Source organism: Cellulosimicrobium sp. ES-005, assembly GCF_040448685.1.
In the GTDB taxonomy this organism is placed as follows: Bacteria; Actinomycetota; Actinomycetes; order Actinomycetales; family Cellulomonadaceae; genus Cellulosimicrobium; species Cellulosimicrobium cellulans_G.
This window is the reverse complement of record NZ_CP159290.1, coordinates 3,546,493-3,559,396: the sequence shown is the minus strand read 5'-3', so window position 1 is coordinate 3,559,396 and position 12,904 is coordinate 3,546,493. Positions and strand designations below refer to the sequence as shown.

The 12,904-nt window shown below is 70.7% G+C and carries 9 protein-coding genes and 1 tRNA gene; 4 read left to right on the top strand and 6 right to left on the bottom strand.

Annotated elements, in window-relative coordinates:
- Positions 1-95: 95 nt before the first annotated feature.
- Positions 96-752 (bottom strand): NINE protein, encoded by a 657-nt coding sequence (locus ABRQ22_RS15880; protein ID WP_353707422.1) that lies wholly within the window; start codon positions 750-752, stop codon positions 96-98.
- A gap of 87 nt (positions 753-839) precedes the next feature.
- Between ABRQ22_RS15880 and ABRQ22_RS15875 the strand changes: the two genes are divergently transcribed.
- Positions 840-910 (top strand) — tRNA-Gly (locus tag ABRQ22_RS15875).
- An 80-nt stretch (positions 911-990) separates the two neighbouring features.
- On the opposite strand, the gene ABRQ22_RS15870 is transcribed toward ABRQ22_RS15875, so the two are convergent.
- From ABRQ22_RS15870 to ABRQ22_RS15860, 3 genes are all read right to left on the bottom strand, one after another.
- Positions 991-1,305, bottom strand: a complete 315-nt coding sequence (locus tag ABRQ22_RS15870; RefSeq protein WP_353707421.1) for a HepT-like ribonuclease domain-containing protein — start codon at positions 1,303-1,305, stop codon at positions 991-993.
- Positions 1,306-1,346: 41 nt separating this feature from the next.
- Positions 1,347-1,856 (bottom strand): helix-turn-helix domain-containing protein, encoded by a 510-nt coding sequence (locus ABRQ22_RS15865; protein WP_353707420.1) that lies wholly within the window; start codon positions 1,854-1,856, stop codon positions 1,347-1,349.
- A gap of 143 nt (positions 1,857-1,999) precedes the next feature.
- Positions 2,000-2,527 carry a hypothetical protein gene (locus tag ABRQ22_RS15860; RefSeq protein WP_353707419.1) on the bottom strand — a complete coding sequence of 176 codons (528 nt, stop codon included), beginning with the start codon at positions 2,525-2,527 and terminating at the stop codon, positions 2,000-2,002.
- 266 nt (positions 2,528-2,793) lie between these two features.
- Between ABRQ22_RS15860 and ABRQ22_RS15855 the strand changes: the two genes are divergently transcribed.
- From ABRQ22_RS15855 to ABRQ22_RS15845, 3 genes are all read left to right on the top strand, one after another.
- Positions 2,794-3,312, top strand: a complete 519-nt coding sequence (locus tag ABRQ22_RS15855) for a hypothetical protein (RefSeq protein ID WP_353707418.1) — start codon at positions 2,794-2,796, stop codon at positions 3,310-3,312.
- Between the two features lie 753 nt (positions 3,313-4,065).
- Entirely contained in the window at positions 4,066-4,797 is a 732-nt protein-coding gene (locus ABRQ22_RS15850) for a hypothetical protein (RefSeq protein WP_353707417.1), read from the top strand.
- Positions 4,798-4,868: 71 nt separating this feature from the next.
- On the top strand, positions 4,869-5,723 hold the full coding sequence (locus ABRQ22_RS15845; RefSeq protein WP_353707416.1) for a hypothetical protein: 855 nt from the start codon (positions 4,869-4,871) through the stop codon (positions 5,721-5,723).
- Between the two features lie 159 nt (positions 5,724-5,882).
- Here the strand turns inward: ABRQ22_RS15845 and ABRQ22_RS15840 are convergent, their stop codons facing one another.
- The gene (locus tag ABRQ22_RS15840; RefSeq protein WP_253052388.1) at positions 5,883-7,178 is read right to left on the bottom strand and encodes an AGE family epimerase/isomerase; all 1,296 of its coding nucleotides are present in this window, start codon (positions 7,176-7,178) and stop codon (positions 5,883-5,885) included.
- A gap of 114 nt (positions 7,179-7,292) precedes the next feature.
- On the bottom strand, positions 7,293-12,713 hold the full coding sequence (locus tag ABRQ22_RS15835) for a GH92 family glycosyl hydrolase (protein WP_353707415.1): 5,421 nt from the start codon (positions 12,711-12,713) through the stop codon (positions 7,293-7,295).
- Between the last annotated feature and the right edge of the window lie 191 nt (positions 12,714-12,904).

Sequence of the window (12,904 nt, the reverse complement as noted above, 5' to 3'; positions counted from 1 at the left end):
GCCGACGCCGGCGCCCGCCAGGACCGGTCGCCGAACCCTGGATCGCTCCCCGGGAACGCGTCGCCGTGGGGAACGGTCCAGGGTTCGGCGCGGCGTCAGGCGCGCAGCGGGCGGCCCGTCGAGTCGACCGAGTAGTAGCCCGTCTTCGAGGTCAGGTAGAGGATGCCCTCGACGAGGCCCCAGATCGCGATGACCGGCGCGGCGAAGCCGAACGACAGCACCGACACGAGCAGCATCGTCAGGCCGATGCCCGTGTAGCCGAGGTAGAACCGGTGGATGCCGAGGCTCCCGACGAGGATCCCGAGCAGGCCCGCGGCGAGCCGGGACTTGGCCTGGGGGTCGTACGCCGGGTCGAAGCCGGGCTGCCCGTACGGGCCGGGCTGCCCGTACCCCGGCTGCTGGCCGTAGCCCTGCTGGGGGTAGCCCTGCTGGGGCGCCGCACCGTAGGCCGCGCCCTGCGGCTGGCCGTACCCCGGCTGCGCACCGGGCGTCCCGTACGGCTGCTGGCCGTAGGCGTCGCCGTAGCCCTGCTGCGGCTGGCCGTACGCGTCGCCGTAGCCGGGCTGCTGGTCGTGGCCCGGCGCTACGCCCGACGGCGTCGCCCCGCCCCCGTAGACCGGGTCGCCCGGGGCCGGGGTCCCCTGCGCGGGGTCGGGCTGCTGCTGGTGCGGGTTCTCGGACAAGGCTGCTCCTCGGGCGGCGCGCGGCACGTCGGCGCGGTACTGGGTCGTGGTGCGGTCGGGTTCTGGCATCACCGGCGACGTCCGCTATGATCGGGGCGCGCGCTGGTTCGCCGAGGATCCTCCCAGAGGGCCCGGGGCGGACGCCACCGGCGCCGCGCGGGTGTAGTTCAATGGTAGAACTTCAGCTTCCCAAGCTGACAGCGCGGGTTCGATTCCCGTCACCCGCTCAGCGCTCGAGAGCCCCGCACCGGTCCGGTGCGGGGCTCTTGTCGTCGGTGTCAGGAGCCTTCCGACACGCGACGACGACTCACGCGCCCGCTGATCCGCCGTTCTCCTCACGAAGCTCGATGCACGCCCTCTCGAGCTGGGCGAGGGGTGATCCGATCGTGGCACGGACGATCTGCGTGTCCAGCTTGTAGTAGTGGTGCCCGATGAGGTCACGCATCCGTGCGACGTCCGACCACGGAACCTGAGGTCGCCGTGCCCTCGTCTCGGCGGAGAGCCCCTTGACCGCCTCGCCGATGACGAAGACCCAGTACTGGATCGCGGCGACCACCACCTCGTCGCACTCGTCGGACCCGACGTCCTTCGCGAGCCCTTCTGCCTGGCGGATCGCTGACACGGCCGCTAGCACGTCGTCGAGACGTTCCGCCTCGCTCCGGCTCACAACGACACCGCCTGTGCGAGCGCAGACTCCGCGACATGGGGCGCCAACGCGTCGACGGGGACGACGTCGACCTGCTCGTCGAGCAGCTCTGACAGCTCGTCCGCGAGACGAGCGACAGGGAGGAGCCCGAGGCGACGGACGTCGAGGTCCACGAGGATGTCGACGTCGGAGTCCGGACCGTCGTCGCCCCGCGCCACCGAACCGAAGATCCGGACGTCGGTCGCCCCGTGTCGCCGGGCGGCGGCCCGGATCTCCTGCCTGTGGGCACGGAGATGTGCCATACGCGGCGTGCGGGCGTCGAATCGGCGCTCGACGGGGATGGCGGCGAGCTCGAGGCGCGCTCCGGCCGCGGCGAGAAGCCGTTCCAGCGTCTTGACCGACGGCGAGCTGGCCCCTGACTCGTACCGGGAGACCGCCGGCTGCGACGTCCCCGCCCGTGCCGCGAGCTCGGACTGGCTCATCCCGGCCCGCTCACGGCACGCCCTGATCGTCCCCGCTGTGCTCATGGTTCGAGCATACCGGTACATGCATAAACGAGTGCCGATCACCTGCGTCCCCTGCGGATCGGCACGCGAATTGACGTCGGGCGAGTGCAGGATGCCCGTCTGCTCAGAGAAGTGAGCCCCGGTCTGCGAACAAGGCTCGAACCTCAGACTCCAGCACCCGTCTCGGCGATCGTCCCGAGCTGCTCGCCGATCCCGTCTTCGAGCAGGTCGACGAAGAGCAGGTCGTCGCGATTGTTGATGACGGCCCACACGCGGCCCAGCCGTGGACGCCGCCCGAGACCATCCAAGGTGTCGTCGATGTCGAACTCACCAGCGTTGACCCGGCGCGCCCAGGCTGCGAGTGCCGACCACTTCGGGGCTGTGTCGCCGTGGTCAGGACGATGCGTGTCGATGATGTCGACGCGAACCGCGCCGTCGATCATCCGGAACACGACAACGTCCGGGTAGACCGTCCTCTGCCCGCCCACGGGGCCGTACGGGACGGCGACGGCCTGTGTGCCGCCTGTCGGGTTGCGGTACCAGGCGACCACGCCAGGTCGCTTCAGTTCCAGCTCAAGAGCACGCCGCTCCCACGAGCTCGCGGCTCTGAAGACATCGTCCATGAGCAGCTTCAGATGCGCCTGCTCGTTGTGGTCGATCGCGACGATGATGACGCCGGTCGGCTTCAGCACGTCCCTGGCACGGGTCAGGCGCTTGCGCCGCTGACATGCTCACCCGGCGGTCGACTCATGGACGAGACCACCAGCAACACCAGACGGGTGAATCTGGCTATTTCACCCTCTCTCGATAAGAGTCCCGTACGGGAACTACGGGACGCTCGTCGTGTTCCCGCACGAGAAGAGTCGACTATGAGCACGCCCCTGTCCCACCCCCTCCGGTACCGAGCCCGGCATCGAACGGCGTCGGGACCTACGTCGCGAAGAACCGGACGCTCCTGATGTTGATCGCCGCGCTGACGGTGCTGCTGCTCGGCGCCGCGGGTGCCTGGGTCGCACAACACCAGGTCACGCGGAACGAAGCGCAGAAGGTGCTGGACCTGCGCGAGACCCGCGACGACCTGCAGGACAAGCTCGACATCGCACAGGACCGTCTCGAGGAGGTCTCCGCGGAGAACGAGGACCGCAAGTCCCGCGAAGCAGACCTCGCCGCGGCAGAGGCCGCCGTGGCGCAGCGCGAGAACGAGATCGGGACGCGTGAGGCCGCCGTGACGGCGACCGAACAGCAGATCGCGGCGAACACCATCCAGCCTGGCCGCTGGACGGTCGGGACCGATGTCGAGCCCGGCGCGTACCGGGTCGCTGAACCTGTCGTGGGGACGCGCTGCTACTGGAAGATCTCGGTGACGGGATCGAACGGCGACGATATCGTCGCGAACGATTTCGGCACGCAGGGCAACCTCTCCGTGACGCTGTCGGAGGCCAGGACTTCGAGTCGTCCAACTGCGGCTCGTGGGTGAAGCAGTGACCACGCCGGGACCGGGAGAGCGAGAAGGCGTCCCCGGCGCGAACCTCGTCGAGCCCGCGGGCTCTCCTGCAGTCGTGTCGAGGTCCATCGGGCGGCCCCAGTGGGTACTGCCCGCGATCACGGGCGTCCTGGGTCTGGTGGTCGGTGTGATCGGCACGCTCGGCATGACGTCGGCACAGGAGGCCGCCGACGAGCAGGCACGGGCCGATGCTGCGGCTGCGGCGAAGGAAGCGCAGCAGGCCGTTCTCCAGGCCGCCATGTCCGCGTGCGGCCTGGACGACGGTGATCCGGGACTCCAGGTGGGAGACGAGGGACGCACCCTCACCGTGGATCACCGGGGGGCGACGACTCAGCCGGGGCCTCGTCGGAGGAGCTGTTCTGCATCGTCGATGCACTGGACACACCGAGCTCGGTGGTGTCGCACATGGAACAGACGACGTCGATGGACGGACGACAGACGGAGTCGTGGGACAACATCACCGTGTCGTGGTCGTACCATCTGGATCGCGGCATGGACTCGATCTTCACGGTGGAGTGACCCGGAACCCCGGCGGCTCGCCCAGAAGACCTACAAGCACACTCGGTCTTATCGGACACTCGTCCGATCGAGCCCATCACAACCGAGTGTGATGCCAGTCATTGACCTGGGCATATGCCCGCGGGGTATCACGAACCGGACACATCATCACGCAGTAGCCGTGTGGGCGCTGGCCGCTACCCTCGGCCGCAAGCTGAGGAGGCAAGGGTGGATAACAAGCAGAACGTTGGCTCTAGCAAGTCCCTCTTCGTACTCGGACTCGTACTGCTTCTCGTCATGGTGGCCGGAGCAGTAGCGCTCGTCTGGCTGCTGTGGCTCGGCTTCACGTCCCTGGAGGATGACGTCGCCAAGGCGATGATCACCGCGAGCGGTGGCGTGCTCGCTGCCGCGCTCACGGTGGTGGTCACCAAGATCATGGACACCCGCCGTGAGATCAAGAAGGAGCTCCGCCAGCTCTACGCCGAGCCGTACCAGAAGTACATCACCGCGATGTTCGACATGATGCTCAGCGTGCGCAACGGGGGCGGGAGCACAGTCGACGCGGCCAACGTCGAGGCGATGAACCAGTTCAGCCGGTCGCTCATCCTGTGGGGTTCGGACAAGGCGGTGGCGCAGTGGGCCGAGTTTCGCATGACCGACTGGGACGCCGTTCCGACAAACGAGCGGGCGGTCAGGCAGATCACCTCTATGACCCAGTTGATGCTTGCGATGCGCTCGGACTTTGGTCACAAGAACCGGGGCGTCGATGACCGACAGATCGCCTCGGTCTTCCTCACTGCCGATGCGATCCAGTCAGTCTTCGGTGGACGCTCGGCGATCAACGCGACGGCAGCACCCCAGGTGTCCGCCCCGGCCTCGGCCCCGGTCACGAGCCCGGAAGCACCGAAGAGAGGCCAGCGCCCGCAGCCGCGCTCTAGTAAGCGGCAGAAGGGGCACTGAGACCCGAACTTCACCCCCCTCCACGTCAGTGGCTTCCGGCAGAATCGCCGCAACGGACTGGGGAGGACAACGTGGACCCGATCATCACTGGAGCAGTGGCAAAGGCGGCAGACTCGCACGCGAACGAGTCGGCGAAGGTCACGAGCAACCTGCTGATACGACTGCTCGGGCCTGCGATGGACGAGTACGGCGACCAGCTTCGCGAGATGGTTGCCCGCCAGCGGGCTTCGCGCGCCGAGAAGCTTCTCAGGAAGGCCGCAGAGAAGTCCGAGAGTCGCGAGGGGACGGTCCCACCTCGCGTCGCGTACCGCGTGCTGGAGGACGGCACGCTCAGTGACGACGAGATCATGGCGGAGTACCTCAGCGGCGTGCTGGCTGGGAGCAGGAGCCCCGGTGGCCGTGATGACCGCGCGGTGGTCTGGTCGGACCTCGTGTCCCGGTTGAGTTCGCTGCAGCTCCGCGCCCACTACGTGCTCTACAGGGAGTGGGCGGAGGGCCTCCGCGGCCGCACCGATGTCTACCTGGCTGGCGCTTCCGACCGGCCAAAGGCAACGATTGTCTTGGACCTCAACGAGTTCGTTTCCGTGGTCAACGACCCTGAGAACCCGCTTCCGGCAACCGAGATGCTTCTCCACATCATCTGGGGGCTCGAACGCGTCGGGCTCATTGGCGATTTCCAGTACGGCCCCTCATCGAAACTGGAGCAGGAACCCCGCCCCGCTTTTCCGTACTTCCTTGAAGCCCAGCCGACCGTCAGCGGCATCGAGCTCTGGGGTTGGGCCGCCGGAGTGCCGGGCCTTGAAGCCAGCCGGTTCGTCAGGAACGCCCCCACCATCAACGTCGCACCACCGCTTCGGCGCCTAGCCACGACCACGTTCCCGAAACTCCCTGCTCCTCCCACGCCCACAACTCTCCAAGTGCCGTAACAACATCTCCGGCGGCTCGGCGAGAGAGCGACACCCCCACGAAGAATAGTCAACATCGTGGGGGTGTCGCTCAGGAGGGTGCGCCGACCCCGGGGTTGCTCCTCACGGCGACGGTGACGTGGGGAACGACCCCGGGCTCGGCGGTCTGGGGGTGGGCGATCAGCCCAGGATGCTGCCGGCGGCCTTGGCCGATGCGGCGAGCGAGCCCGTCAGGGGCAGGTCCGGGAGGATCACGGCCTGGGCGGCGTGGTAGACGTCGGGCTTGCCGACCCACGTGACGCCGTCGGGGCGGTTGGACGTGTCGAGCTCGTGGTGCCACGAGCCGCGCTCGGGGTCGACGAGGAACCTGTCGATCCACGCCCACCACCCCGCGGCGGCCTCGGCGAAGCGCGACTCCCCCGTGACCCGGCCGAGCACGTCGGCCGCGGCGACGGCCTCGGCCGCGACCCAGTGGTAGCGGCGCGGCTCGACGGGTACCCCGGACCAGTCGACGGTGTACACGAACCCGCCGCCGTGCTCGCCGTCCCAGCCGTCGGCGACGGCGCGGTCGAACAGCGCGACCGCGGCCTCGGTGCGCGCACCGGGCGTGCCGGCCGCGACGTCGACCTGCAGGACGAGGCGCGACCACTCGAGCCCGTGCCCCGGCGTCGACCCGTACGGCTTGAACGGGTCGCGCGGGCGGTCGGCGTTGTAGTCCGGCAGCGGGTTCCAGTCCGCGTCGAAGTGCTCGGGGATGCGCCACTCGTTCTCGCTCGCCCAGCCGATCACGCGGTCCGCGATCGACGCGGCGCGGCCGAGCCACTCGGCGTCGCCCGTCGCGTCGTGGGCCGCGAGCAGCGCCTCGACCGCGTGCATGTTGGCGTTGACCCCGCGGTACGCGTCGAGCGTGGTCCAGTCGCGCGACCACTCGTCCGCGTGCATCCGGGGCCCGGGCTCCCAGAACCGCTCGTCGAGCACGGCGAGCGCCGCGTCGAGCAGCTCGCGCGCGCCCTCGCGGCCCGCGATCGTCCCCGACGCCGCGGCGAGCACCACGAACGCGTGCGCGTACGCGCTCTTGGTGCCGTCGACCGCCCCCTCCTCCGTCGCAGCGAAGTCGCCGGGCCGCGGGCCCGGACCGCGCGAGGACACCCAGCCGCCGTACTCCGCGTCGACGAGCACGCCCCGCAGACCCCGCAGCGCCTTGTCCGCGAGCTCGCCCGCGCCGGGCACGCCCAGCAAGGAGGAGAAGGCGTAGACGTGCGCCATGCGCGACGTGATCCACGTGTGCACCGGCCGCGCGAGGTCGGGGACGTCGTCGTCGTCGAGCCACTGCGCGGCGCCGTCCGACCGCAGCGAGGCCGCGCCGAAGTACAGGAGGTCGGCGAGCTGGTCGCGCCGCCACGCCGTGAGGTCGGCCGTGGGGTCGACCCGGGGGGCCGCTGCGGGCGAGGGCTGCTCGGACGGGTGCTCGGTCATGTCTCGGTCCTTCTCGTGCTGGGAACGTGGTGCCGCACCGGGCGCGGTGCCGGTACGGCGCGGTGCCCCGGGACGATCATCCCGGGGCACCGCCGGTGGTGCATGCTCACGGGCTCAGCCGCAGGTCACGGCCGCGTAGTCCGCCGTGATCGACGCCGTCACCCCCTGGTCTCCTCGGGTCGCCTCGACGGTGACCGTGCCGGCCTCGACCGACGTCGCCCGCGTCGCGAACGACTGGTAGGCGTTGGCCCCCGGCGCGACGGCCGCGAACTCCTTGGTCCCGAACGGCGTGACGAGGCGGATCGCGACGGGCGCGTCCTCGCCGTTCTCGGCGCGGACCGCGACGTACGCCTTGCCGGCGAGGCAGCGCGTGCTCACGGTGACGTCGATCGCGAGCTGCGGCTGGCCCTCGGTCACGGTCACGGGGACCTCGACCACCTGGCTGGTCCAGCCGTCGTCGACCACGACGTACGCGGTGTACGTCCCGGCCGCCGCGTAGGCGTGCGCCCCGGAGACGGAGCCGTCCGTCACCGTGCCGGCCGCGACGTCGGAGCCGTCGCCCCACGTGACCGCCGCGCGGAGCTCGGCGCCCTCGCGGCCGCCGGTCACCTGGGCGAGCACGGCGTCCGCGGACTGCCCGACGGCGAGGGTCACACCGTCCGCGACCGTCACCTCGAGCGCGGGGTGCTCGGCGAACGTGCCGTCGTGCGCGACCGCGACCACGTGGATCCGGCCGTCGCGCGCGAGCTCGCCCGGCTGGTCCGGGAGCGTGAGGCTCACGGCCCGCTTGCCCTCGGGGAGCGTGATCGGCGCCGTCGCGAAGAACGCGGCAGGGGTGCCGGTCTGCGGGCTGCCGCCGCGCAGGCGGTTGTCCGTGACCGCGACGGGGATGTTGCCGAACACCGGGTTGCGCGCCGCGCCCGACCAGTCGCCGAAGCTCAGGTCGATGGGCTGCGACGAGCCGTCGTCGAAGGTCAGCACGCCCTGGGCCTGCTGGTTCTTCTCCGTGCCGGTGCCGATCACCGAGAGCTGCTCGGCGTCCGCGGGGACCTCGAGCTCGATGGTCTGGCCGTCGCCCGTCGCGTTGTCCGGCTGGCCGGCGGGGACCGCCGGGACGTCGAACGCGAGGTCCGTGCCGGGCACCGTCGAGCGCTGGCCCTGGACGAAGCCCTTCGCCGCGAGCTGGGCCCGGTCGAAGAAGACGCCCTGGCCGTCGCACGACCCGACGGTCGTGCCGAGGTCGCCGATGCAGACGTTGTCGTACGCCGCGAGCAGCGAGCCCTCGCGCAGGAGGGAGACGGAGACGTACGAGGTGGTCGAGACGGGCTCGATCCCCTCGCCCGAGACCGTGACGGTCACGGGGTAGACGCCCGGGGCGGCCCACGAGTGCGCGGCGTTCACCGCGTACCCGCCGAACGCACCGGCCTGGAGCGAGCCCGCGACGGGCTCGGAGCCGTCGCCGAACGCGACCTGCACGTCGAGCGCCGACGCGTCGCCCTCGACCCCGGTGAGGGTCGCGAACGAGCCCGAGACCTCGCGCCCGGTGACCGTGTCGCGGTCGGGCGCGGCCGAGAGCGTCAGCTCCTCGGCCCCGGAGGCCTTCGGGTCGGCGAGGAGCTCGACCTCGGCGAGCGACAGCGCGCCCGAGCCCGAGGCCGCGGTGACGGTCACGCGGTACTGCGCGAACGCCGTCGGCTCCGCGACCGTGAACGGCCGCGTCTGCAGCGCCCAGCGGAACTGCTCGCCGGACCGCTCGTCGAGGGTCGTCCAGGTCTCGCCGTCGTCGGAGCCCTCGAGGGTCCACGCGGACGGCGACGCCGTCCCGCTCGCCCCGGAGGTCAGCGTGTACGACTCGACCGTCGGCCGGATGCCGTTGCCCGCCCACGTGATCGACGGGGTGGTCGTGGCGAACGTCGTGCGCGTGCCGGACGTGTTGTCCGTCAGGGCCGCGGCGCTCGTCGCCGCGTCGCCGTCCGCGACGGTCGTCGTGCCGAGGCCCGACGTCGTCGCGTCCTGGACCGGTGCCGGGGGCTCGTCGCCCTCGGTGAGCGACGGCGGCGCGTCGTCCTCGCCCGTGCCCCAGTCGGACGGCTCCGGACCCATGACGAAGTCCAGCGTCGCGCCGCCCGAGAGGTCGGCCTGGGAGAGCGACGTCGAGGTGCGGGCCTCGCCGTCCACCGCGAGGGACTGCACGTAGACGTTGTCCACCGAGTTGTTCTCGGCGTTGACCACGAGGTCGCCGTCCGGCAGGTGCACGGTGGCCTTGTCGAAGAGCGGCGAGCCGACCGCGTACTCGTCGGAGCCGACCTGGAGCGGGTAGAAGCCGAGCGAGGCGAAGATCCACCACGACGACATCTCGCCGTTGTCCTCGTCGCCCGGGTAGCCCTGGCCGATCTCGCTGCCCACGAACAGGCGGCGGGTGACCTCACGGACCTTCTCCTGGGTCTTCGAGGGCGCGCCCGCGGCGTCGTACAGCCACGGGATGTGGTGCGACACCTGGTTGCTCATGCCCCACATGCCCATGCGCACGTCGCGCGCCTCGCGCTGCTCGTGGATGCCGCCGTTGCCGGCGCCCTTCTCCGGGGTGGAGAAGAACAGGTCGAGCTTGTCCTCCAGGCCCTGCTTGCCGCCGTAGAGGTTGGCGAGACCCTGCGGGTCCTGCGGCGCGTGGAACGCGAAGTTCCAGCCGCTCGTCTCGGTGTACCCGCCGCCCCAGGCCTCAGGGTTGTAGGTCTCCGGGTCGACGGCCCACGTGCCGTCCGCGTGCCGCGGCACGAAGAAGTCCACCTCGGGGTCGAACAGCTCGACGTAGTGCGTGGCGCGCTCGAGGAAGTACGAGGACTCCTCGCGCAGCGTCTCGCGACGCTCGTCCGGCGTGGCCGGGTCCTCCGCGAGGGCGGCGGCCATGTTGCCGATGCCGAAGTCGTTGATCAGGCCCTCCAGGCCCCACGACACGGACTCGTGCGTGGACTCCGGCGTGAACCCGAGGAACGGCGACGTCTGGAGGCCCTTGCGGCCCACGGCGTTGTTCGGCGGCGCGACGGACGCGTTGCGCAGCGCGGCGTCGTACGCCTCGAGCGCGGTGGCCGTCGGGAGCGAGCCCTTGAGGTACGCGTCCGCGAACGCGACGTCGGAGCTCGTGCCCGTCATGAGGTCGGCGTAGCCCGGCGAGGACCAGCGCGCGACCCAGCCGCCGTCGCGGTACTGCTGGACGAACCCGTCGACCAGCTCGCCCGCGAGCTCCGGGTAGAGGAACGAGTACGCCGGCCAGGCCGTGCGGTACGTGTCCCAGAACCCGTTGTTCACGTAGATCTTGCCGTCGACGATCTTCGCGTTCGTCTGCGTGTCCGTCGCGGAGCCCGTGGTCGCGGAGACCGGGCTCGCGTACTTGTACACCGGCGCCTGCGCCGTGCCCGTGTTCTCGAACTGCGAGTTCGGGTACAGGTTGAGGCGGTAGAGGTTGGAGTACAGCGTGACGAGCTGGTCCTCGCTCGCTCCCTCGACCTCGATGACGCCCAGGCGGTCGTTCCACGCCTGCGCGGCGGCGGCCTTGACCTCCGTGAAGGTCTTGCCCGTCACCTCCAGGTCGAGGTTCTTGCGCGCCTGGTCGAGGCTGATGAAGGAGGTCGCGACGCGCAGCTCGACCGTCTTGTCGGACGACGTGTCGAACGTCGCGAAGCGCGCGTCCGCACGGTTGCCCGCCGCCGTCCCGACCGCCGTCGGACTACGGTCGAAGGTGCCGGCGACGAACATGCGCGTACGGCCCACGGACAGGCCCGAGCCGTTCTCGACCCACCCGGAGAGCGTCCCCGTGGCCTGGTCGTACGTGAGCTTGGACGAGCCGTCCACCTTGTCCACGAGCACGTGGCCCGTGGCGCCGGGGTAGCTGAACCGGAGCACCGCGCCGTGGTCGGTGGGCGTCGCCTCGATGGCGGACCCGTTGGTGAACGTGACCCCGTAGTAGTCCGGACGCGCCAGCTCGTCGGCGTGGTCGAACTCGAGACCGCGCGTCGAGAGCGTGGCGTCGGGCGTCCCGGACGCCGTCGACGGGAGGAACGTGAGCTGGTTGCGGTCGCCCATCCACGGGCTCGGCTCGTGCGAGACGCCGAATCCCTGGAGCACGGGCTTGTTGTTGGCGTTGTTGGCCTTGTGGTACTCGTACAGCCAGCTCTGCGAGGAGGCGTTGGTGTAGGGCACCCAGAAGTTGAAGCCGTTGGGCGTCGCCGTCGCCGGGATGTTGTTCCCGCGCGAGAAGCTGCCCGACGCGAGCGTGCCGCGACGGGTGTCGACGTAGTTGGCGAGGCTCGAGCCGTCGATGGTCGCCGGGTTCGCGGTGATCGCGACGTCGTCGAGCCAGCCCGCGAACTTGGTGCCCGCGTGGCCGCCCGGGTTGTCGTAGCCGAGCAGCACCTGGTCGACGGTCTTGCCCGCGGCGACGTCGCCGAGGTCGATCCGCACGGAGTTCCACTGGTCGGCGTAGAGGATCTTGCCCTCGCCCTGGGCCTGCGCCGTCGCGACCGTCTCGTGCGCGTCGCGCGCGCCGAGGTCGGACAGGTAGGTGCCGTCGGTGAACAGCACGTCCACCGCCGCGTACGTGGACGGGTACTGCAGGTCGTCGAGCAGCTCGGGGAAGATCGTGTAGCTCAGGCGCGTGTCCTCGCCCACGACGACGTCGACGTCGTCGTAGAGCACGTTGGTCGCGTAGGTCTCGCCGTCGGCGAGGTGCGAGCCGTCGTACCGCAGCGAGTGCAGGCCCGAGAACCCGACGCCCGCCTTGTTGGTGAAGCTCACGCGGGGCCCGGTGCCGACCTTGGTGTTCATGGGCGCGGCGGAGGGGCCCGCGCTCAGGTCGTCCGAGAGGTCCCACCCGGCGAGCTGGACGATGGAGTCGCCCGAGTTCGCGGTCACGTTGAGGCGCAGGTAGGTGTACGCCTCGGTGGGCTCGTCGAGCTCGAAGCTGCGCGTCTGCTGCCGGTTCGGGAAGTCCTCGTCGGTGCGCTGGTCGAGGGGGGTCCACGTGGAGCCGTCGTTCGAGCCCTCGATCGTCCAGGTCTTCGGGTCGCGGCCCGCGGCGTCGTCGCCCGAGGTCATCGAGTAGGCGACGAACGAGACCGGCTCCGTGAACTCGTACCGGACCCAGCCGGTCGAGGCGAACGCGAGCCACTTGGTGCCGGAGCTGCCGTCCGCGAGGTTCGCGGCGCCCTCGTTCGGCAGGTTCTGGGCGCTCGCCGTGACGGCCTTGAGCTTCCCGAGCACGCTGCCGGGGAGGCCGCTCGTGAACGACCCGACGTTCGCCTGCCAGGGCGCGCCGTCGCGCTCGGCCACCGCGGAGGCGAGCGCTGCGGGGTCTCCCGACTCGAAGGACGACGAGAAGTCCCCGGGCTCCGCGGCAGCGGCGGGGGCTGCCGTGAGGACGCCGACGGGGACTGCGAGAGGGACGGTGAGGGCCGCGGCGAGCGCGAGGCCGAGGGGCCTCGCGCGGCCGCTCCTGGAGCGCGCGGCGTCCGCGCGTCCGGGCGGGAGGGGTCTGGTCATGCTCGCGATCTCCTTCGATCATCTGACAGCGCTGTCAGGCTGCAGGGGTGCCCCTGACAACGCGCAGGGGGGAAGCGTTGTCAGGGGCAGCCCGAACTTATGCGCGGGCGACGGTCTTTGTCAACGCGGCCGACGCCGCCGGGACCGGACGGGACGCTGCCGTCGCGCCCGGCACCGCGGGCCCGGGCTCC